Source organism: Pengzhenrongella phosphoraccumulans (assembly GCF_045689905.1).
In the GTDB taxonomy this organism is placed as follows: Bacteria; Actinomycetota; Actinomycetes; order Actinomycetales; family Cellulomonadaceae; genus Pengzhenrongella; species Pengzhenrongella phosphoraccumulans.
Window position 1 is genome coordinate 2,179,077 of the sequence record NZ_CP144210.1, and the last position, 21,211, is coordinate 2,200,287.

Sequence of the window (21,211 nt, forward strand, 5' to 3'; positions counted from 1 at the left end):
CCGGCCCGGTCGCGCTCGGGACCGAGCGTCAGTCGTCGAGAATCGCGCGCCGCGCGCCGCGGACGGCCAGCACCCGGACGAGCGCCATCATCGCGCCGGTGACGATCGCGGCGGCGGCGACCTCGCCGAGCCCGGCATCGCTCTCGCTGTCGGGTGGCTGATGGCCGCTCGCGGACTTCCAGACGAAGGACACGGCCTTCTGGGCGAGCACGGCGCCGATCAGCGCGAGCACGGTGCCGACCAGGTTGGACTTGGCGGACTGGGTGAGCCTGTTGGCCACGGGGACCTCCTCGGTGGGGTACCCGCTCACGCTAGTGCCGCGGGGAACCGAGCGGCCGGAACTGATGTGTGGAACGGTGGGTTTGGCGCCTCTTCGCAGGCGATCGCCACGGGATGAGGGCTGACGGCCGCTCAGCCGAGGTGCTTCTGCCACAACCCGTACACGCCGGTGGGCGCGAAACCGAGCGCGACGTTGATCGCGAGCATGAAGGAGTTCTCCTCGGCGTTCCAGGTGTGCAGCCGTCGCGCGCCCGGCCGGAGCTCCGCGAGGCGCTCGAGGTTGACCGCCTTGATGAGCTGGCCGAGCCTGCGGCCGCGGTGCTCGCGCACCACGAGCGTGTCCTCCTGGAAGGCGAACGCGGGGTCGGTCCGCGGGAACTCGATCATGGTGAACCCGGCGAGCGTGCCCGACGGGACGTGCTCGACCGCCGTGACGAGGACGTCGCGGTCCGACGCATCGATCTCCGCCTCGGCGACGCGGACCCGCGCCGCGTCCCACGGGTCCTGGACCAGCTCGAGCCCGGCCGACGGGGCGTCCGTGCTCATGCGGGTCTCGAGCCGGGCGAGCTCGTCGACCCACCGGTCCGGGCAGCGGTTCTCCCAGGTCACCGCGCGGTAGTCCGGCCCGGCGGCGGCAGCGGCGGACTCGCGCAGCGTCGCCAGCCGCTCCGGGGCGACCGGGAGCGTGAGCACGCTGTACCGCTCGGCCTGCTCGAGCGTGAACCCGAACCGCTCCGCGAGCGCGGCCCCCGGGTCGGCGCGCGAGATCCGGCCGCTCCCGGTGGGCGCCTCGAGGGTGTCAGCGTGGCCGGCCGCCGGCTCGTGCGTGTGCTCGCTCGACAGGACCACGACCCGGCGCCCGTCCGCGAGGGCGCGCGCCTGGACGGCGGCGAGCAGCGCGTCGTCCACCCCGCGCCGCTCCTGCTCCGGGTGGACCAGGAGGTCGACCTCGAGCAGGTGGGTGTTGCCCTGCTGGGGGAGTCGGACCAGGGCTGCCCCGAGCACCTCGCGCGGCCGATCGGGCGCGACCGCGACGAGGTGCGCGCGCCGAACATAGGTCAGGTCGCGCATCTTGACGAGGCTCTCGTGGGCCGGATAGGCGAGGTCGTGGTTGCCCCAGGTCGCCTCGTAGACGACCCGCTCGAGGGCCGCCAGGGAGCGGAGCGCCCAGCCGTCGTCGTCGTCGAGCGAGGCGGGAACGGGGACGGGAAGGATCTGCCAGGCGGGCTGCACCCCCTCAGGATGACCCGGGCCGACGAGCCGGTCACGCGAATTGTTCGGGTGCGCCGACTTACGCTGGCGGTTCGAGCGTGAGCGGGCCACCGTCGGTGGCTGACGTCCGGGAGGGTGCACATGAGCGACTCGGAAGCACAGGTCGTCCAGACGCAGGGCGGTGCCGAACGCCCGTCGGTCCCCGCGGACGAGGCCCCGGCGCATCTGCGGGACCTGTTCGCCTACCTCGCCGAGCACCGCGGGGTGATCACCGTGGTCGTGGTCATCTCCGTGTTCAGCGCAGGGTTCAGCCTGGCCCAGCCGCTCGCGGTGAACCGGGTCATCACGGCCGTCGGGGCCGGCGAGCCCTACGGCGCCTGGGTCCTGGCCCTGGTCGGGCTGCTGCTCGGCGCGGGAGTCCTCGGCGCGGTGCAGCACTTCCTCCTGGATCGCACCGCCGAGGGCGTGGTCCTCAGCGCCCGCCGCAAGCTGATCCGGCACCTGCTGCGGCTGCCCGTGCGCGAGTACGACGTGCGTCGCACCGGAGACCTCGTCTCCCGGGTCGGCTCCGACACCACGATGCTGCGGGTGGTCCTCACCGGCGGGCTGGTCGACGCGCTCGGGGGCGCGGTCGTCTTCATCGGCTCCCTGGTGGCGATGGCGGTGATCGACCCGGGGCTGCTGGGCATCACCGTGGTGGTGATCGCGCTCGCCGCCCTGAGCGTCGTGATCGCCAGCGCGCGGATCCAGACGCTCACCCGCGCCTCGCAGGCCGCCGTCGGCCGGGTCGCGGCCGGGGTCGAGCGAGCGCTCTCGGCGATCCGCACCGTGCGCGCCACCGGGGCGACCGAGCGGGAGAGCGACCGGCTCGAGGCCGACGCCGAGTCGGCGTACGACCTCGGCGTCCAGATCGCGCGCCTCGGCGCCATCCTGTGGCCCGTGAGCGGGCTGGCCGTCCAGGGTGCGTTCCTGGCGGTGCTCGGGGTGGGCGGCTACCGGGTCGCCGCCGGGACGCTGTCGGTGGCCGACCTCATCACCTTCATCCTGTTCCTGTCCATGATGCTGATGCCCCTCGCGCAGTCGTTCGGCGCGATCACGACGGTGCGCGGCGCGCTCGGCTCGCTCGCCCGGATCCAGGAGATCCTCGACCTCCCCAGCGAGGACGACGTCGCCGCGGAGGCTCGGGCCACGTCGCCGGGTCCGGCGGTTTCTCCGGCGCTGGCGCCCATGCCCGCGATGCTCGCGTTCAAGGGCGTCTCGTTCCGCTATCGCGGGGCCGACGCCGTGCTCGACGACGTCACGTTCACCGTCCCGTACGGGTCGACGACGGCGATCGTCGGCCCGTCGGGGGCCGGCAAGTCGACGCTGCTCGCGCTCGTCGAACGGTTCTACGAGGTGGACGGGGGCGCGATCCAGTTTGAGGGTGCGGACATCCGCTTGCTGGAGCGCGCCGCGCTGCGGGCCCGGATCGGGTACGTCGAGCAGGACGCACCGGTGCTGGCCGGCACGATCCGCGACAACCTCGTCCTCGCTGCCCCCGACACCTCCGACGACGAGTGTCGGCGCGTGCTCGCGTCCGTGAACCTGCTCGCCCGGGTCGACCAGCACCCGGACGGCCTGGACGCCGTCGTCGGCGACGGCGGTGCCGGCCTGTCCGGCGGGGAGCGCCAGCGGCTCGGGATCGCCCGGGCGCTGATCGGCGACGCGCCGCTGCTGCTGCTCGACGAGCCGACCTCGAGCCTCGACGGGCGCAACGAGCAGGCGATGCAGGCGGCGATCTCGTCGGCCGCCGTGGGGCGCACGGTGGTGATCGTGGCGCACCGGCTCGCGACCGTCGCGAAGGCGGACCAGATCGTGGTGCTCGACGTCGGCCGCGTGGTCGCGATCGGCACCCACAGCGAGCTGTTGACCACCAGCGACCTCTATCACGAGCTCGCCGGGCACCAGCTGCTCGTCTGAACCCGCGCCGGGATCTCACCCGGCCCCGCGCCCATCAGCGGGAATGCTTGTGCCCTGGGCATAGTTGAGCCAGATAGACTCAAGTTTGGCGCCGCGGATTTGCACTGAACGGCACGCAGCTGCAGACTTGAGCGCAGCAGGCTCAAGAGGCCCGGGCAGGTCGCCGCGGGCACCAGCACGCAGTGGAGGAAATGACCATGGCACGAGCGGTCGGAATCGACCTCGGCACCACGAACTCTGTGGTTTCTGTTCTCGAGGGTGGTGAGCCCACCGTCATCGCGAACGCGGAGGGTGCTCGCACGACTCCCTCGGTCGTCGCGTTCTCGAAGACCGGCGAGGTTCTCGTCGGCGAGGTCGCCAAGCGTCAGGCGGTCACCAACGTCGACCGCACGATCAGCTCGGTCAAGCGTCACATGGGCTCCGACTGGTCCGTGGACATCGACGACAAGAAGTACTCCGCGCAGGAGATCTCCGCACGGATCCTCGGCAAGCTCAAGCGTGACGCCGAGGAGTACCTGGGCGAGCCCGTCACCGACGCCGTCGTGACCGTGCCGGCCTACTACAACGACGCCCAGCGTCAGGCCACGAAGGACGCCGGCCAGATCGCCGGCCTCAACGTGCTCCGGATCGTCAACGAGCCCACCGCGGCCGCGCTCGCGTACGGCCTGGACAAGGGCAAGGAAGACGAGCTCATCCTGGTCTTCGACCTCGGTGGTGGCACGTTCGACGTCTCCCTGCTCGAGGTGGGCAAGGACGAGGACGACTTCTCGACCATCCAGGTCCGCTCGACCTCCGGCGACAACAAGCTCGGTGGCGACGACTGGGACAACCGCATCGTCGAGTACTTGATCAAGCAGGTGAAGAACTCGACCGGCGTCGACCTGTCCAAGGACAAGATCGCGCTGCAGCGGCTGCGTGAGGCGTCCGAGCAGGCCAAGAAGGAGCTCTCGTCCGCGACGAGCACCAACATCTCGATGCAGTACCTGTCCATGAGCGAGAACGGCCCGATCCACCTGGACGAGAAGCTCACGCGGGCACAGTTCGAGCAGATGACGGCCGACCTCCTCGAGCGCACCAAGGCGCCGTTCAACTCGGTCATCCGCGACGCGGGCGTCAAGGTCGGCGACATCGACCACATCGTCATGGTCGGTGGCTCCACCCGGATGCCGGCCGTCGCCGACGTCGTGCGCGAGCTCACGGGCGGCAAGGAGCCCAACAAGGGCGTCAACCCGGACGAGGTCGTCGCCGTCGGCGCCGCGCTGCAGGCCGGTGTCATCAAGGGTGAGCGCAAGGACGTGCTGCTCATCGACGTCACCCCCCTGAGCCTCGGCATCGAGACCAAGGGCGGGGTCATGACCAAGCTCATCGAGCGCAACACGGCCATCCCGACGAAGCGGAGCGAGATCTTCTCGACGGCGGACGACAACCAGCCGTCGGTGCTCATCCAGGTGTTCCAGGGGGAGCGCGAGTTCGCCCGGGACAACAAGCCGCTGGGCACGTTCGAGCTGACCGGCATCGCGCCGGCCCCGCGCGGCGTCCCGCAGATCGAGGTCACCTTCGACATCGACGCGAACGGCATCGTGCACGTGTCCGCCAAGGACCGCGGCACGAACAAGGAGCAGTCGATGACGATCACCGGCGGCTCCGCGCTGCCGAAGGACGAGATCGACCGCATGGTCAAGGAGGCCGAGGCGCACGCCGCCGAGGACAAGGAACGGCGTGAAGAGGCCGACGCCCGCAACTCCGCCGAGCAGGTCGTCTACTCGACCGAGAAGGTCCTCGCGGACAACGCCGAGAAGGTGCCCGAAGAGATCGCGACCGAGGTCAAGGCCGCTATCGCCGAGCTCAAGACGGCGCTCGCCGGCACCGACCTCGCCGAGGTCAAGGCCAAGCACGCCACGCTCGTGACCGTCAGCCAGAAGATCGGCGAGGCCCTGTACGCCGCGAACGCGGCGGCCCCGGCCGAGGGCGAGACCCCGGCGGACGACGCGCCGTCGGCCAACCCCGAGGACGACATCGTTGATGCCGAGATCGTGGACGACGAGGAACCGACGAAGTGACTGAGCACCCTGTGACGGGCGCGGCCGGGGAGGGCGAGCCCGACCCCGGTCGGCCCGTCGAACCCCCGAAGGTGACCGACAAGCGGCGGATCGACCCCGAGACCGGCGCGGTGCGCGAGAGCGCACCGGCCGGTGACGAGGCGCTCGCCGGTGAGCAGGGGGACCCGCTCGCCGGTCTCGACTTCGAGCCCTCGGGCTCGGACGCCGAGCTGATCGGCGCCGTCGCGCTGGCGGACGAGCGGCTCGGGGACCTGCAGCGCGTGCAGGCCGAGTACGTGAACTACCGTCGGCGCGTCGAGCGGGACCGCAGCGTCGCCCGGGACCAGGCCGTGAGCCAGGTCCTGGAGGCGATGATCCCGGTCCTCGACGACATCGAGCTGGCCCGCCAGCACGGTGAGCTCGAGGGCACGCCGTTCGCGGCGATCGCCGAGAAGCTCGAGGCGTCGCTCACGCGGTTCGGCTGGGAGCGGTACGGCGCGATCGGCGAGGTGTTCGACCCGCAGGTGCACGAGGCGCTCATGCACCAGCACTCGGACGACGTCACCGAACCGACCGTGTCCCTCGTGATGCAGCCGGGCCATCGGGTCGGCGGCCGGGTCGTGCGAGCCGCGCGCGTCGCGGTCGCGGATCCGGACGCCTGACACTGGGCCGGCACGGTCGGCCGGGCACGTTCCGCGGGGTCGCCCCGCGGGACGTGCCCGGCCGAGTCATCGGGAACCATGGGCGAAAGATTGAGGCACGATGACCGGCCAGGACTGGTTGGAGAAGGACTTCTACTCGGTGCTCGGCGTCTCCAAGACGGCCGAAGAGACTGAGATCAAGAAGTCCTTCCGCAAGCTCGCGCGCAAGCTGCACCCGGACCACAACCCCGGTGACGCCAAGGCTGAGGCGAAGTTCAAGGAGGTCGGCGAGGCCTACGCGGTGCTCTCCGACCCCAAGCAGCGCCAGCAGTACGACCAGTTGCGCGCGATGGCGGGCGGGGCGCGGTTCAACGCCGGCTCCGGCCGCGGCGGCAGCTCGGGCGGTTTCGAAGACCAGTTCGGCGGCCTGTTCGGCGGCGGTGGCGGCGGCCGCACGCGGTACGCACCGCAGGGCGCTGGCGGCGGCTTCGAGGACCTGTTCAGCGGGCTCTTCGGTGGCGGTGGCCAGGGTGCCCCCGGTGGCGGGGCGGGATTCCGTGCCCCCCGGGTCGGCGTCGACCTCGCCGCGACGACCACCCTGCCCTTCCGGCAGGCGGTCGAGGGATCGACCGTCACGCTCGGCGTGGACGGGCGCAACGTGACCGCCCGGATCCCGGCCGGTGTGCGCGACGGGCAGAAGATCCGGCTGCGCGGACGCGGGCGCTCCGGCGAACCCGGCGGTCCGGCCGGCGACCTCGTCGTGACGGTGCACGTCAGCCCGCACCCCGTGTTCACCCTCGAGGGGAACAACCTGCGCCTCAACCTGCCGGTGACGTTCGACGAGGCGTCGCTCGGCGCCACCGTCACGGCCCCGACGTTCGACGGCGACACGGTCCGGCTGCGCGTGCCCGAGGGCACCCCGTCCGGTCGCGTGCTGCGCGTGCGGGGCAAGGGCATCGCGACGGCCAAGGGCACCGGCGACCTGCTGGTGACCGTCCAGGTCGTCGTGCCGCAGAAGCTCACCGGGGCGGCGCGCGAGGCGGTCGAGGCCTTCGCGGCGGCGACCTCGAGCGAGGACCCGCGCGCGGATCTGGCGGCTCGCGCCGCGGAGTGATCCCGGACCGGCCGGGCCATCGGCCCGGTTGGCCACGGTGAAGGTCAGTTCGACGACGAGCAGTTCGACGGCCAGCAGTTCAGCGACGAGCAGCAGCGTGAGCGGAGGATGAGATGGTCCCGGAGGATGCGCAGGTCTTCGTGATCTCGGTGGCCGCCGAGCTCGCCGGCATGCACCCCCAGACCTTGCGGCAGTACGACCGGCTCGGACTCGTCTCACCCGGCCGCGCCCGCGGGCGTGGGCGGCGCTACTCGCTGCGCGACATCGCGACCCTCCGCGAGGTGCAGCGCCTCTCGCACGAGGAGGGCATCAACCTCGCAGGCATCAAGCGGATCCTCGTGCTCGAGGCCGAGGTTCACCGCCTGCGCGACCAGATCGAGGTGCTGCGCGCCCTCGCCGAGCCCGGTCACCGGGTGTTCACCGCCGGCCCCGGCGGAGAAGTGGTCGCCGTACCGCGCGGCCAGCGCGGCCGTCGCACGACCCCGGCACCCGGGGCGCTCGTCCTCTGGCGTCCGTCGCAGCGCTGATCCCACGGTTCGCTGATCCCGCGAGTCGCTCGCGAGGCACGCGTCAGAACGGTGGTTCGGGCTCCCAGTCGAGTGGTGGTTCGTGGCCGGGGGGTGGTTCGGGCTTGTGGGTGTAGGTGTGCCCGGTGGGGGTGGTCCACGTGTACGAGCCGGGCTGGTCGGGTCGGGTGGTCAGGCGCCAGCGGGCGTGGGTTTTGATCAGGTGGTCGCGTTTGCACAGGTTGCCGAGGTTGGCCGCGGACGTGGCTCCGCCGGTGCCGTCGGGGTGGAACGGTTCGCGGTGGTCCAGCTCGCAGCGGTGGGCGGGGATCGAGCAGATCGGGGACAGGCATTGCCGGTCGCGGGCGCGCACGATCCGGGCCAGGTCGGCCGGTGGGTGGTAGCGGGTCCGACCGACGTCCAGGACGGTGCCGGTGACCGGGTCGGTCACCAACCGCCGCCACGTCCCGGCGGTAGCGAGCCGGCGGGCGGTCTGTGCGGTGATGGGCCCGTACCCGGCCAGCTCCCCAGGAGCGTCGTCCAGGCCGAGCAGCGTGGCCAGGGACACCGTCACGTCCACCCGCACCCCGCGTCTGGCGTGCCCGCGGCCTGCGTGCCCGGGTGGCCGAGCAGGGCGGTGGTGAACGCGTCGGCGCGGAGCTGGTCGGGGGTGCGGGGGTCGCCGGTGGTCTTGGTGGTGCGGGCGGCGGTGGACAGGGCGGTGTCGATCGCGGCGGCGGTGGCGCCGGGCAGGACGGCCCAGATGCCGGCCATGCCGTCGGGCAGGACCTTGGGGTGGCACACCCGGCGGTCCTTGACCGCGCGGATGGTGCGTTGTTAGGCGTCGGTGGGGTCCACCACGATCAACGCTTTGGCCAGGTCGCGGCGTAGCTGGGCGTGGGTGCGCCGGCCCGCGCCGGGCAGCACCCGGGCCTGCACGTCCACCGCGACCTGGACCGCGACGTCACCCAGGACGGCGGCGAAGATCTTCGCTTTGCCCCAGTCGATGTGACCGGCCTCCAACGCGACCCCGGTGAGCAGCAGCGGGCCGGCCAGCAGGTGGGCGGTGTCCACCAGGGTCCGTCCGGCCTGCCGGGAGGTCCCCAGGGCGGCGGCGACCTCTTCCCCGGCCACGTTCGGCTGGGAGACCTTCACGGGCCAGTACGGGTTCATCGACTCCCGGCGCGACAGCACCTCGATCGCCGCGAGCTGGTGGGCCCGCGCGCTCGACGCGTCGCGTTCCAGCCGGGCGATCAGCTCCACCAGGTGGAAGTCGTCCAACCGCTGGGCGGCGACCTGCGCGTAGTCCCGCGGATCGACCGGCTCACCCAGCGCGGCGTCCATCGCCGCCCACAGAGCTGCCAGGTCCGCCGACGGCTCCACCCACGACACAGGTCGCTGGCCAGCCACGGCCCCCCGAGAACGCGATCGTTCGAACATGTGTAATGCCTCTCTGCTTGAGTCCAGTAGAGTCGATCTCATGGATGAGGCCAGCGCGCCGGTCGCCGGCGTGGGCTACCCGAGCACCCACCAGCAGTTGGTGTCGTGGTTTCCGGACGACGACGCGTGCGCGGACTATCTCGCCAAGCTGCGGTGGCCGAACGGCTTCGAGTGTCCGCACTGCCACAGCACAAATTCGTGGCGCACCGCGCGTCGGGGAATGTGGATGTGTGCCGATTGCAGTAAACAAACGTCGGTGACGGCCGGGACAATCTTTCATCGCTCGCACACGCCGCTCTCGACGTGGTTCGCTGCGATCTGGTTCGTCTGTGCGTCCAAGAACGGGATCTCCGCGGCCACGTTGCAGCAGATCTTGGGGTTCAGGTCGTACGAGACAGCATGGGCGTGGCTGCACAAATTGCGCCGCGTCATGGTCCGCCCCGAGCGAGACCTACTCTCCGGGACCGTCGAGCTCGACGAGGCGATGATCGGGGGGCGAAGCAAGGGCAGGCCTGGCGCGGGCTCGACGAAGGTCCCCGTGATGATCGCGGTTGAGGTGACCGACGGGCGCAAGATCGGACGGATCCGGTTGGGTCTGGCGACCGCGAAGAACAGCGACCAGCTCGTCGATTTCGCGCACAAGGTCATCGCACCGGGCTCAACGATCCGATCCGACGGCGCACCAGCCCTTCGCAAGCTAGCCGACGAAGGATTCACCCACGAATTCCATGTCATGGTGTCCGCGGCCGAGCCCGCCCACGAGCACCTGCCCGGCGTCCACCTCGTCGCCTCATTACTCAAGCGTTGGATCGCCGGAACAATGCACCACGGAATAGCGAAGCGACAACTCGTCTACTATCTGGATGAATTCACATTCCGGTTCAACCGGCGAAAGTCGCGCTCTCGCGGACTGCTGTTCTACCGACTCCTGCAACAGGCCGTCGCGACGGACCCGCACCCACTGACCTCGCTGGTCGGGGGAGCCAAGCCACTCTGAGGTCCAACTGGACTCAAGCAGAGAGGCATTACATGTGTATGACTCTAGGTCGAGCCACTGACATGCACCCCTGACGCGAGAGAGCCGCCGTCGGGCACCGACGCGCGAGCCGCCGCGGACCTGACCGCCGTCGCCCGAGCGACACGCCCGGGCGCTCCCCCGGGGTGGCGGTCAATTCCCCGAACATGTGAGGTAAACACCACATCTAGGGGCTAGATCGAACCTGACCCCTAGGTGTAGTGTCTGTGGCTTGCGTGGAGCGGACCGCGCACCGATCCCGGGGAGACCGATGAGCATCACCGTGTACAGCAAACCGTCGTGCGTGCAGTGCACCGCGACCTACCGCTCGCTCGACAAGTTCGGGCTCGACTACACGACCGTGGACATCGCTGCCGACCCGGCCGCCCGCGAGTACGTAATGTCGCTCGGCTACCTGCAGGCCCCCGTGGTCGTCGTCGGCGACGAGCACTGGTCGGGCTACCGCCCGGGCCGGATCGCGGACCTGGCGGAGCGCGTCTCCGCGGTCGCCTGACGCGCGTCGGGTCGCCGTGACCTCGCTCGTCTACTTCTCGAGCACCTCCGAGAACACGCACCGCTTCGTGCAGCGGCTCGGCATCCCTGCTCAGCGCATCCCGGTGCGGCCGGCGGACGCCCCGCTCGAGGTCGACGAGCCCTACGTCTTGATCGTCCCCACCTACGGCGGCGGCAACGAGGGCGGGGCCGTCCCGCGCCAGGTTGTGAAGTTCTTGAACAACGTGACCAACCGGTCGTTGATCCGCGGCGTCATCGCGGCGGGCAACACCAATTTCGGGACGGCGTACTGCCTCGCCGGCCCGATCATCGCCGCCAAGTGCGCGGTGCCCTACCTGTACGGCTTCGAGATTCTCGGCACCCCCGAGGACGTGATCCGCGTCCGCGATGGATTGGACCTGTGGTGGCAACAACAACGACTTCTCCCGGCATAGACGCGGCGCTCGACTATCACGCGCTCAACGCCATGCTCAATCTCTACGGGCCCGACGGCGAGATCCAGTTCGACAAGGACCGGGCGGCGGCGCACCAGTACTTCCTGCAGCACGTCAACCAGAACACGGTCTTCTTCCACGACCTCACCGAGAAGCTCGACTACCTCGTGGAGAACAAGTACTACGAGCCCGAGATCCTCGCGAAGTACGACCCCGCCTTCGTCAAGTCCCTGTTCCAGCGCGCCTATGCCGCGAAGTTCCGGTTCCAGACCTTTCTCGGGGCGTTCAAGTACTACACGTCGTACACGCTGAAGACCTTCGACGGAAAGCGTTACCTCGAGCGCTTCGAGGACCGCGTCGCCATGGTCGCCCTCACCCTGGCCGACGGCGACCAGGCGTTCGCTCTCAACGTGGTCGACGAGATCATCGCGGGCCGGTTCCAGCCCGCCACGCCGACGTTCCTCAACGCCGGCAAGGCGCAGCGCGGCGAGTCGGTCTCGTGCTTCCTGCTGCGCATCGAGGACAACATGGAGTCGATCGCACGCGGCATCAACTCCTCGCTCCAGCTGTCCAAGCGCGGCGGTGGCGTCGCCCTGCTGCTGAGCAACATCCGTGAGCACGGTGCGCCGATCAAGCACATCGAGAACCAGTCGTCCGGCGTCATCCCCGTGATGAAGCTGCTCGAAGACTCGTTCTCGTATGCCAACCAGCTCGGGGCACGTCAGGGCGCCGGCGCGGTGTACCTGCACGCGCATCACCCGGACATCCTGCGATTCCTCGACACCAAGCGGGAGAACGCGGACGAGAAGATCCGGATCAAGACGCTCTCGCTCGGCGTCGTCATCCCGGACATCACGTTCGAGCTCGCGAAGAACAACGACGACATGTACCTGTTCTCGCCCTACGACGTCGAGCGCGTCTACGGGGTCGCGTTCGCGGACATCAACGTCACCGAGAAGTACGCGGAGATGGTCGACGACGCGCGCATCCGCAAGTCGAAGATCAAGGCGCGCGAGTTCTTCCAGATCCTCGCCGAGATCCAGTTCGAGTCCGGCTACCCATACCTGATGTTCGAGGACACGGTCAATCGCGCGAACCCGATCGCGGGCAAGATCACGCATTCGAACCTGTGCTCGGAGATCTTGCAGGTCTCGACGCCGTCCGAGTTCAACGAGGACCTGTCCTACAGCCACGTCGGCAAGGACATCTCCTGCAACCTCGGCTCGCTGAACATCGCGCTCGCAATGGACTCCCCGGACTTCGCCCAGACCGTCGAGACGGCGATCCGGGCGCTCACGGCAGTCTCCGACCAGACGAGCATCGAGAGCGTCCCGTCGGTCAAGCTCGCGAACGCCGGCGGGCATGCGATCGGGCTCGGCCAGATGAACCTGCACGGGTACCTGGCGCGCGAGCGCATCCACTACGGGTCCGCCGAGGGCCTGGACTTCACGAACATCTACTTCTACACGGTCGCGTTCCACGCGATCCGCGCGTCGAACCGGCTCGCGATCGAGCGGGACCGGGCGTTCGACGGCTTCGCGGACTCGACCTACGCGAGCGGCGAGTACTTCGCGAAGTACATCGAGCGGGCCTGGGAGCCGGCCACCGCGCGGGTGCGTGAACTGTTTGACGTCGCGGGGGTGCGGATCCCGACCCAGGACGACTGGCGCGAGCTGGCGTCGTCGGTCATGGCGCACGGGCTGTACAACCAGAACCTGCAGGCCGTGCCGCCGACGGGGTCGATCTCGTATATCAACAACTCGACGTCGTCGATCCACCCGGTGGCCTCGAAGATCGAGATCCGCAAGGAAGGCAAGATCGGGCGCGTCTACTACCCGGCGCCCTTCCTGACGAACGACAACCTCGAGTTCTACGACGACGCGTACGAGATCGGCTACGAGAAGATCATCGACACCTACGCGGCGGCGACCCAGCACGTCGACCAGGGCCTGTCGCTGACGCTGTTCTTCAAGGACACGGCCACCACGCGCGACATCAACAAGGCGCAGATCTACGCCTGGCGCAAGGGCATCAAGACGCTGTACTACATCCGCCTGCGCCAGCAAGCCCTGGAGGGCACCGAGGTTGAGGGCTGCGTCAGCTGCATGCTGTGACACCCCGTTGCTCTGAATCCCCAACCCTGAACTGATGAACGGAAGCGGGTACGTCGTGGTGGAGAAGATTCCCCTGTTGCAGCGGGTCTCGGCAATCAACTGGAACCGGGTCGAGGACGAGAAGGACGCCGAGGTCTGGGACCGGCTCGTCGGCAACTTCTGGCTGCCCGAGAAGGTCCCCGTGTCCAACGACATCCAGTCGTGGAACACCCTGACCCCGGCCGAGCAGCAGCTCACCATGCGGGTCTTCACCGGCCTGACGCTGCTGGACACGATCCAGGGCACGGTCGGCGCCGTCAGCCTGATCCCGGACGCCCTCACGCAGCACGAGGAGGCCGTCTACACGAACATCGCGTTCATGGAGTCGGTGCACGCGAAGTCGTACTCGTCGATCTTCTCGACCCTGTGCTCCACGCGGGAGATCGACGAGGCGTTCCGCTGGTCCGAGGAGAACGTGTACCTGCAGCGCAAGGCGCAGATCGTCATGGACTACTACCGGGGCGACGACCCGCTCAAGCGCAAGGTGGCCAGCACGCTGCTCGAGTCGTTCCTTTTCTACTCCGGGTTCTACCTGCCCATGTACTGGTCCTCGCGCGCCAAGCTGACCAACACGGCCGACCTGATCCGCCTGATCATCCGGGACGAGGCCGTGCACGGGTACTACATCGGCTACAAGTTCCAGAAGGGGCTCGAACGCCTCACCGAGGCCGAGCGCGTGGAGATGAAGGAGTACACCTTCGAGCTGCTCTTCGAGCTGTACGACAACGAGGTCGAGTACACCCGCGACCTGTACGACGGCGTCGGGCTCACCGAGGACGTCACCAAGTTCCTGCGCTACAACGCCAACAAAGCCCTGATGAATCTCGGCTACGAGGCGCTGTTCCCGAAGGACGAGTGCGACGTGAACCCGGCGATCCTGTCCGCGCTCAGCCCGAACGGCGACGAGAACCACGACTTCTTCTCGGGCTCCGGCTCGTCGTACGTCATCGGCAAGGCCGTCAACACCGAGGACGACGACTGGGAGTTCTGACGGCGGGCGCCCGGACGGAACGCTAGCGACCGCTCGTCGGCCCGTCGTCGGCGGTGTCGGGGTGGATGCTTCGACTCTGGGACCGGCGGCTCCGGCCGCTGACCCAGTTGCTCGGGTAGATCTTCGGCAGCATCTTCGCCACGGCCAGCGCGCCGTACATCACCGTGTTGATCGCGACGAGGGCGGCCAGGACGCTGAACGTGGCGGACTGCACGAGCGAGGCGGGGAAGAGGACCCCGGCGGGCACGAGCGCGTGCGCGACGAAGGACATCATGCGTTCACCTCGACGGTGTGGTTCTCGGCGTCGGGCAGCGCGTGCTGGACGTGCTTCCAGCTCGCCTTGCGGCCCAGGGAGATGTCGAGGATCCCTTTGACGTAGACCAGGTTGAGGAACACAGCGAAGACCAGCTCGGGCACCAGGGCGAGACCCAGGAGGCGCGCCCGCCAACCGCCCTTCCAGGCGGTGACCACGCGCTCCACCGCGAACAGCCCCCCGAGCCCGGCCCAGAACGGGAACCAGACCCAGCTGTCGAGCGAGAAGGCCATGAGGAAGATCAGGGCGAGGTACGAGGTCAGCGCGATGACGCCGTAGCCGATCCCGAGCTGCTGCGCCCAGTACCGGGTGGTCGTCGGTGTGACGCCGTAGGCGCCCAGGTTCTCGAGCGCCCCGCGCTGCCAGCGCAGGCGCTGCGCCCACAGGGCACGCCAGGTGGGCATCACCTCGGTGACCACGGTGCACTGCTCGGGGGAGATCATCAGGGCGCCGAGCGACTTCAGCGCGATCGTGAGCTCGTTGTCCTCGGTGAGCGCCGCGGTGTCGTAGACGTCGCCGCGGGTACCAGGGATCAGCCGGCCGCGGCTCTCCGCCACCGTGCGCAGGGCACGCGGGCGAAAGAGCGCCGCCGTCCCGGTCAGCACGAACACCCGTCCGCGGCGTCGGCGCATCTCCCGGGCGTACCGGATGTACTCGTTGCGCTGGAACTGCCCGAGCAGCCCGGCGCCCTCCTGCCCGTAGAACAGGCCGCCGATGGCCATCAGTGCCCGGTCGTCGGTCATCCGGGTGACTGCCGCGGCGAGGAAGCCGTCGTCGAGCACGGTGTCGGCGTCGACCACCATGACCAGGTCGTTGTCGCCCTGCCGGGGGAGCAGCTGCCGGAGCTCCTGGTTGAGCGCGCCCGCCTTCTTCAGGACGTTGTCGACCGACTCCACGACCTCGACCCCGGCGCGGCGGGCGATCGCGACGGTCGAGTCCGTGCAGTTGTCGGCGACGACCACGATGCGCTCGGGCCGGTGGGACTGCGCCAGCAGGGACGTGATCGTCGCCGCGAGCGAGGCCTCTTCGTTGTGCGCGGGGATCAGCACGGTCACCGTGACGGGGCCGGCGTAGACGCCCTGCGTGGCCGCCATCACGATCTTGGGCGCGAGCGGGTTCCCGTGGTGGTTGACGGAGCGCCGCGACCTGGTCGTGATCCGGTGCTCGAGCACCGCCACACCCACGGCGAACAGCCCGGCGAGGGCCACGGCCATGAGGATGACCTGGGGCCGCGGCGCGGCGGTGTCGTACAGGATGCCCCAGACCCCGAAGAGGATGCCGTCGGTCGGCGCCTCGGCCATCGCGGAATCGCCCGCGGCGACGGCGAACCAGAGCAGCGCCGCCGCGCCGGTGGCCACCGCGAGAATGACCAGGCCGACGGTTCGCTGAAACCACTCGGAGCGCACGGTGCGCGCACCCCCGACCGAGGTCGGGGCCTGCTCGACGGCGCCGTCCGGTCCGGGGCGAGGCGTGGGGATGATGCCGGCCGCACCGGCGTGCACGTCGGTCCGACGGTCCCTATCGCCGTCGGGCCCGTGGTCGAACGCCCTCTGCCCGTCCACGGTGCTCGCCTTCGCCTGTGCGCGCCCGAGCGGTAGCCGAGGCTCACCCTCTCATCGACCCGCATCGGCGGCATGTGAGGGTATCGACCGAGTTGTCGGACCCCCGCGAGCGTCGCGCCTCAGGAATCGGTGCCGGCGCCGATGATCACGCCGGGGGCATACCGCCGCACGAGCGCGGCTGCGGGTGCGACGAGAGATCGCTCGCTCGGCAGGAGGGACGGGTCCTCGAGCCGCGACCGGGAGGCCGCGTCCAGCTGCGCGAGCGGGTTGCCGCCGGCGACCGCGAGGAACGCCGCGAGCATCGCACGCGCCGCGCGCGAGTAGTCACCGCCGGAGTCGGCCGCGACCTCGGCGAGGATGATCGCGCTCATCGCGATGTCGAGGTCGATGGAACCGACCGTGGCGTTGCCCCAGTCCACCAGGGCAGGACCGTGGGTCTCGCTCAGCACGATGTTGCCGGGGTGCACATCGAGGTGGACGACGACGTCGTCCCCGCTCGTCCCCGCGGGCGGCGGGATCGCGTGCAGGCGGTGGTGCAGGTCGGCCATGATGTCGACGCTGTCTTGCAGGCTGAACTCGCCCGCGGCGAGCGCCTGGAGCAGGGTCGGGCCGTGCAGGCGTTCGAGCACGAGGTCCGAACCCTCGCAGGAGAACACCGCCGGGGCCGGAAACCCGTGGTCGACGACGTGCTGCAGCAGCGCCGCTTCAGCCGACGCATCGTGCATGTCCCGGTACCGCCGCAGCACCCGATCGTCGTCGACGATGAAGATGTCTGCGGTCGCCCCGACAGCGAGGAGGGGTAAGAACCCGCCCTCGTCCTCTGCTACGCCCCCTGTGGTCATACCCAAGACCGTAACGCCACCGGATGCTTCCGGGGAACGTCCGCGACCGATCAGGCTCAGCGGCCGACGTGCGCGAGCAGGTCCAGGGCGCCCGCATGAGTCTCGGGCAAGGCCTCGAGCCAGACGCGCGGCGGCTGCCGGACCAGGCTCTCGACGCCGAGCCGATCGGCGTGGGTCACCAGCTCCTGGCGCAACGCGGCGATGTCCTTGCCGAGCTCCGGCCCGCGCTCGACGAGCACCGCGAACGCGCCCTCACCGAGGGACGCCATCGGGTGACCCTTGCCATAGGTGACCACCAGCACCTGCCCGACGACGGCCGACCGCGCGATCCGCGACCAGGGGTCGAGCTCGGCGACGGCGACGTCGACGAGGAGCAGGCCGTGCGTGCGACTGGGCCGCTGACCTGCGCGTTCCGCCGTGCCGTACGTCTCGGCGAGCCTCACCCGCAGGTACTCGGCGGTCGGCAGGCCGGTCTCGGGGTCGAGGCACTGCGCCTGCACCATCGAGGCGTCCTGGGCGGCGACCCATCCCTCGCACAGGGCCCGCATGGGCGCCAGCGGGGCACAGCTGTACCGAGGGATCGGTACAGGCACGCGAAGTCGTCGATCGTCTCCACGATCCCGACCCCGCTCTCCCCGCGGACGGCGCCGAGACGTGCTGCTGCGGGGCTCGTGTCCTCACCCTTGAGGACGGCCTCGACCACCGCATCGATAGCAGGGTGGTACCAGTCGGCCGGCCGCAGCCAGACCGACTCGGCGCTGATCGCGCGCCACTGCTCGCGAAGCACCGGAGGCACGCCAGTGGCCGCTGCGTCGATGAAAGTCACAACTGATGAGAGCGCAAAGTCACGCAGGCATGACGCGACAATGTCGCCGGGTTGGTCCATATCGCGAACGGGTGATCCGTGACATTCTGAAGGCCTTATGGGAGCGGACCGTCCCGCCGAGGGTGGAGAGAGTCGACGCTCGGCCGAGATCTGGAGTGAGCTGTCCAGCGACGCTGAGTTGATCACGGCTGCCCGGGGTGGGGACTCGGCCGCGTTCGGCACGCTGTACGAGCGGCACGCGCCCGCCGCACGGGCCGTCGCTCGGCAGTACACCCGATCGTCCGCGGACGCCGAAGACATCGTGTCCGACGGCTTCATCCGGGTCTTCGCCGTCGTTCGCGCCGGCGGTGGACCGGACGTCGCCTTCCGCGCGTACCTGTTCACCGTCGTGCGGCGGTTGGCCTACGCCGGCGCCCAGGGTGGTCGGCGCGTCCAGCCGACCGATGACATGGCCGTATTCGAGACGGCCTTCGGCGCGGCCGGCTCGCCCGAGGACCCCGCGCTCGCCGGGTTCGAGCGGGGCGTCGTCGCCAAGGCGTACGCCTCCCTGCCGGAACGGTGGCAGGCAGCGCTCTGGTACACCGAGATCGAACAGCTCAGCGCCGCACAGATCGCACCCCTGCTCGGGTTGACCGCGAACGGGGTCGCCGCGCTCGCGTACCGCGCCCGGGAGGGTCTGCGCCAGGCGTACCTCCAGCAGCACCTCGCCGCGCCGCAGAGCGACCTGTGCCGCACGGTGAACGACAAGTTCGGCGCGTACGTGCGCGGCGGCCTGGCCAAGCGCGAGACCGCGCAGGTCGAGGCGCACCTCGACTCGTGCGGCGAGTGCCGCTCGCTCGTGCTCGAGCTCGGCGACGTCAACCATGGCCTGCGGATCGTGGTCGCCCCGCTGATCCTCGGCGTTATCGGGCTCGGGGCGCTCGCGAGCCCGCTGCCGATCGGTGGCCTCGTCGGGATCGGTACGGGCGTGCTGGCCGGTTCGGGTGGCGCGGCGGCCGGTCTGGGGGTGGGCGCTGGCGCTGGCGCGACTGTGGGTTCGGCGGCCACTGTGGGTTCGGCTGCGACTGCGGGTTCGGCGGCCACTGTGGGTTCGGCTGCGACTGCGGGCAGCGCCGCCGCAGGTGCCGCTGCTGGAACGGCCGGCACTGCGGCCGCCGGCACCGCCGCGGCCAGTACCGCGGCGGCCAGTACCGCGGCGGTGGGAACTGCAGCGGCCGGCACCGCGGCAGCCAGTACCGCGGCCGCCGGCACCGCAGCCGCTGGAGCCGCAGCGGCAACCGCCGGGACCGCCGCGACGGTCGGTGCGGCGGCCGGAACCGCCGCCGCGGGCGCCGCAGCAGCGACCGCGGGCACGGCTGCCGTGGCAGGAACGTTCGTGGGGAGTGTCGCCGGTTCGGCCGCGATGGCGGCCGGGGCCATGGCGGGCACCGCCGCCGTCGCGGTCGGGACAGCGGGCGCCGCGGCCGCGACGGGCGGGATCGCGGCGTTCGTCGCGTCGATCCCGATGACCGTGGTGGGCGCGGTAGCTGCCGGTCTGGTCGCGGGCTCGTTGGCGATCGCCGGCGTCAACGGCATCGGGGATGACGGCAGCGGCGTGTCGGGCGAGGTCCTCGCGGGCCCGACGGCGTCTCCCAGCGCCAGCACGACCGACGCCCTGACCGACGAGCTCCTCGCCGCGGGCGGCGCGGAGACGCCGCCGAGCGACGCGGTCCCACCCGGCCCGGCCGACGTGCCGGTCGACATCCTCGCTCCGGCTGACGCACCACTGGTCGTGGTGCCCGCAGTGGTCGTCACACCCGCGGAGCCGTCGGCAACCGGGACGACCCTGACCCCGGCACCGCCCGTAGTCCCGACCCCGACCCCCACTCCGACCCCCGTGCCGCCGGCGCTCACCCCCGTCGACCTTCGCGTCGTCGGCCAGGTCAGCGCCGTGGTGCTGACGGCCGGGAGCGACGGAGCGGTGTCGTTCACGATCGACAACGCCGGGCAGTCGGCCGCGCGCGACCTGCGGGCCGAGCTCGTGCTCCCTGCGGGCATCACCTACGCCGGGTCGCCGGCATCGACGGCGCCCTGGGCCTGCGGGGCTGCAGAGGGAGCGAGCACCGTCGTATGCACGCTGCCCGAGCTGGCCGGGCTCTCGACGAGCACCGTCACGGTCACGCTGCGCGTCGCCGAGGGGTTCGCGCCGGTCCAGGCCGACCTCGCCCTCACCGTCGGGAGCGGCGCAGTGCAGGCCAGCACGTTCCTGCAGGTCCCAGTTCAGCCCTCGCCCGCCCGCCTGGCGCTCGACCAGAGCCCGGCCGGTGCCCTCGTGGTCGGTACCGCCTCGACCGTCACGGTTCCGCTCCGCAACGCAGGCGGCATGGACGTCGGCGCGGTCCGGGTCGACCTCCGGCTGCCTGCGGGCGTCCACTGGGAGGGCACCGAACCCGGGGTCTGGACCTGCGTCGAGGGTGCCGAGCCGCGCGATCTCGTGTGCACGACCGCAGCGGTCGGGCCCCGGACGGCCGTGCCGCTCGCCCTCTGGCTGCGTGCGGGTGACAGCGCCCTCGGCCAGGCGCCGACGCTCGCCATCGTCGCAACCCGCGACGGGGTCACCGAGGCGTTGCGGGGCGAGGTTCCGATCACGGTCTCGCCGGTGCCCGTCGAGCTCGCGGTGTCGGCGCCCGCACGGGTCGTCGCCCCGGTCGGTGGGCACTCGCGGATCGAGCTCACCGTCGCGAACGTGGGCGCGGCCGACGCGGCGGACGTCGTGGTCGGGGTGACCGCTCCGGCTGGTCTGTCGCTGGTGAGCGATCAGTGCAGCGCAGGTCCTGGAGACATCACGTGCGCGCTCGGCGCGGTCCCGGTCGGTCGGTCGGGCGTCCTCGTGCTCGAGGCACAGGCGGACGGATCGGTCGTCGGCGATCTGGTCGACGGCCTGACGGTGACGGTGACGGCGACCGACGTCGCCCCGCTCGTCTCCCAGGTCCCGATCACGGTGGTCGCACCGAAGCTCGCGTTCACCCCGGACAGCCTGGCCACCGTCGTGCTCGACCCCGACCCGGCCGACGGGCCGCACGACGGCACGGTGACCTTCGCGGTCGCGAACACCGGCGGGGCCGACGCCCGCAACGTCGTGACCACCGTCCTGCTCCCGGCGGGCATCACGTTCGTGCCCGACGGCGAGGGTGGGGGCCACGACGGGTCCGGAACCCTCGTGCGCTCCCTGGGAGACCTCGCGCCTGGCGCCACGGTGCCCGTCGTGCTGCGGGTGCACGTCGAGGACGCGTCGAGTCTCGCGGTCCAGATCAGCGTCGGCGCGACCCGGGTCGACCCGATCGTGCTGGCCACCCGTTAGGTCGCGAGCTCGGACGCAGGTCCGGCCCGAGG

20 protein-coding genes are annotated in these 21,211 nt (G+C 70.5%); 11 read left to right on the top strand and 9 right to left on the bottom strand.

The features are described 5' to 3' along the window. Positions 1 to 28: 28 nt before the first annotated feature. Both VTA80_RS10050 and VTA80_RS10055 read right to left on the bottom strand, forming a co-directional pair. Positions 29 to 280 carry a DUF4235 domain-containing protein gene (locus VTA80_RS10050; RefSeq protein WP_407345362.1) on the bottom strand — a complete coding sequence of 84 codons (252 nt, stop codon included), beginning with the start codon at positions 278 to 280 and terminating at the stop codon, positions 29 to 31. 131 nt (positions 281 to 411) lie between these two features. Continuing rightward, on the bottom strand, positions 412 to 1,512 hold the full coding sequence (locus VTA80_RS10055; RefSeq protein WP_407345363.1) for an N-acetyltransferase: 1,101 nt from the start codon (positions 1,510 to 1,512) through the stop codon (positions 412 to 414). Positions 1,513 to 1,632: 120 nt separating this feature from the next. Here VTA80_RS10055 and VTA80_RS10060 point away from each other — a divergent pair, with 120 nt between their 5' ends. The 5 genes from VTA80_RS10060 (at position 1,633) to VTA80_RS10080 (ending at position 7,771) form a co-directional block, all read left to right on the top strand. Continuing rightward, the gene (locus VTA80_RS10060; RefSeq protein ID WP_407345364.1) at positions 1,633 to 3,450 is read left to right on the top strand and encodes an ABC transporter ATP-binding protein; all 1,818 of its coding nucleotides are present in this window, start codon (positions 1,633 to 1,635) and stop codon (positions 3,448 to 3,450) included. Between the two features lie 197 nt (positions 3,451 to 3,647). Continuing rightward, on the top strand, positions 3,648 to 5,510 hold the full coding sequence (gene dnaK, locus VTA80_RS10065) for a molecular chaperone DnaK (protein ID WP_407345365.1): 1,863 nt from the start codon (positions 3,648 to 3,650) through the stop codon (positions 5,508 to 5,510). Next, positions 5,507 to 6,151 (top strand): nucleotide exchange factor GrpE, encoded by a 645-nt coding sequence (gene grpE, locus VTA80_RS10070; protein ID WP_407345366.1) that lies wholly within the window; start codon positions 5,507 to 5,509, stop codon positions 6,149 to 6,151. The genes dnaK and grpE overlap by 4 nt, the downstream gene beginning before the upstream one ends. A gap of 100 nt (positions 6,152 to 6,251) precedes the next feature. Further along, entirely contained in the window at positions 6,252 to 7,244 is a 993-nt protein-coding gene (locus VTA80_RS10075; protein WP_407345367.1) for a DnaJ C-terminal domain-containing protein, read from the top strand. 113 nt (positions 7,245 to 7,357) lie between these two features. Beyond that, positions 7,358 to 7,771: a heat shock protein transcriptional repressor HspR gene (locus tag VTA80_RS10080; RefSeq protein ID WP_407345368.1), complete on the top strand. Its 414-nt coding sequence runs from the start codon at positions 7,358 to 7,360 to the stop codon at positions 7,769 to 7,771. 43 nt (positions 7,772 to 7,814) lie between these two features. On the opposite strand, the gene VTA80_RS10085 is transcribed toward VTA80_RS10080, so the two are convergent. Genes VTA80_RS10085 through VTA80_RS10095 form a run of 3 tightly spaced genes read right to left on the bottom strand, consistent with a single transcriptional unit; the run spans position 7,815 to position 9,142 of the window. Beyond that, positions 7,815 to 8,324: a DUF222 domain-containing protein gene (locus VTA80_RS10085; protein WP_407345369.1), complete on the bottom strand. Its 510-nt coding sequence runs from the start codon at positions 8,322 to 8,324 to the stop codon at positions 7,815 to 7,817. Further along, complete coding sequence (locus VTA80_RS10090) at positions 8,321 to 8,578, bottom strand: DUF222 domain-containing protein (RefSeq protein ID WP_407345745.1); 258 nt, start codon at positions 8,576 to 8,578, stop codon at positions 8,321 to 8,323. The genes VTA80_RS10085 and VTA80_RS10090 overlap by 4 nt, the downstream gene beginning before the upstream one ends. A gap of 9 nt (positions 8,579 to 8,587) precedes the next feature. Then, a complete protein-coding gene (locus VTA80_RS10095; RefSeq protein WP_407345370.1) occupies positions 8,588 to 9,142 on the bottom strand; it encodes a hypothetical protein in 555 nt (184 codons plus the stop codon). An 88-nt stretch (positions 9,143 to 9,230) separates the two neighbouring features. Between VTA80_RS10095 and VTA80_RS10100 the strand changes: the two genes are divergently transcribed. From VTA80_RS10100 to nrdF, 5 genes are all read left to right on the top strand, one after another. Further along, positions 9,231 to 10,187, top strand: coding sequence for an IS1595 family transposase (locus tag VTA80_RS10100; protein WP_407345371.1), 957 nt, complete (start codon positions 9,231 to 9,233; stop codon positions 10,185 to 10,187). Between the two features lie 289 nt (positions 10,188 to 10,476). Further along, positions 10,477 to 10,719: a glutaredoxin-like protein NrdH gene (nrdH, locus tag VTA80_RS10105; RefSeq protein WP_407345372.1), complete on the top strand. Its 243-nt coding sequence runs from the start codon at positions 10,477 to 10,479 to the stop codon at positions 10,717 to 10,719. A 16-nt stretch (positions 10,720 to 10,735) separates the two neighbouring features. Further along, the gene (gene nrdI, locus VTA80_RS10110; protein ID WP_407345373.1) at positions 10,736 to 11,152 is read left to right on the top strand and encodes a class Ib ribonucleoside-diphosphate reductase assembly flavoprotein NrdI; all 417 of its coding nucleotides are present in this window, start codon (positions 10,736 to 10,738) and stop codon (positions 11,150 to 11,152) included. After that, the gene (nrdE, locus tag VTA80_RS10115; protein WP_407345374.1) at positions 11,122 to 13,266 is read left to right on the top strand and encodes a class 1b ribonucleoside-diphosphate reductase subunit alpha; all 2,145 of its coding nucleotides are present in this window, start codon (positions 11,122 to 11,124) and stop codon (positions 13,264 to 13,266) included. The genes nrdI and nrdE overlap by 31 nt, the downstream gene beginning before the upstream one ends. Before the next feature lie 55 nt (positions 13,267 to 13,321). After that, entirely contained in the window at positions 13,322 to 14,296 is a 975-nt protein-coding gene (nrdF, locus tag VTA80_RS10120; protein WP_407345746.1) for a class 1b ribonucleoside-diphosphate reductase subunit beta, read from the top strand. 22 nt (positions 14,297 to 14,318) lie between these two features. Here nrdF and VTA80_RS10125 read toward each other — a convergent pair whose 3' ends face one another. The 4 genes from VTA80_RS10125 to VTA80_RS10140 form a co-directional block, all read right to left on the bottom strand. Continuing rightward, positions 14,319 to 14,570 carry a hypothetical protein gene (locus VTA80_RS10125; RefSeq protein ID WP_407345375.1) on the bottom strand — a complete coding sequence of 84 codons (252 nt, stop codon included), beginning with the start codon at positions 14,568 to 14,570 and terminating at the stop codon, positions 14,319 to 14,321. Beyond that, complete coding sequence (locus VTA80_RS10130) at positions 14,567 to 16,171, bottom strand: glycosyltransferase (RefSeq protein ID WP_407345376.1); 1,605 nt, start codon at positions 16,169 to 16,171, stop codon at positions 14,567 to 14,569. The genes VTA80_RS10125 and VTA80_RS10130 overlap by 4 nt, the downstream gene beginning before the upstream one ends. A 119-nt stretch (positions 16,172 to 16,290) precedes the next feature. Next, positions 16,291 to 17,013: a phosphotransferase gene (locus VTA80_RS10135; RefSeq protein ID WP_407345377.1), complete on the bottom strand. Its 723-nt coding sequence runs from the start codon at positions 17,011 to 17,013 to the stop codon at positions 16,291 to 16,293. A gap of 56 nt (positions 17,014 to 17,069) precedes the next feature. Then, on the bottom strand, positions 17,070 to 17,561 hold the full coding sequence (locus VTA80_RS10140) for a hypothetical protein (protein ID WP_407345378.1): 492 nt from the start codon (positions 17,559 to 17,561) through the stop codon (positions 17,070 to 17,072). A gap of 375 nt (positions 17,562 to 17,936) precedes the next feature. Between VTA80_RS10140 and VTA80_RS10145 the strand changes: the two genes are divergently transcribed. Continuing rightward, a complete protein-coding gene (locus VTA80_RS10145) occupies positions 17,937 to 21,179 on the top strand; it encodes a sigma-70 family RNA polymerase sigma factor (RefSeq protein WP_407345379.1) in 3,243 nt (1,080 codons plus the stop codon). The last annotated feature ends 32 nt before the right edge of the window (positions 21,180 to 21,211 follow it).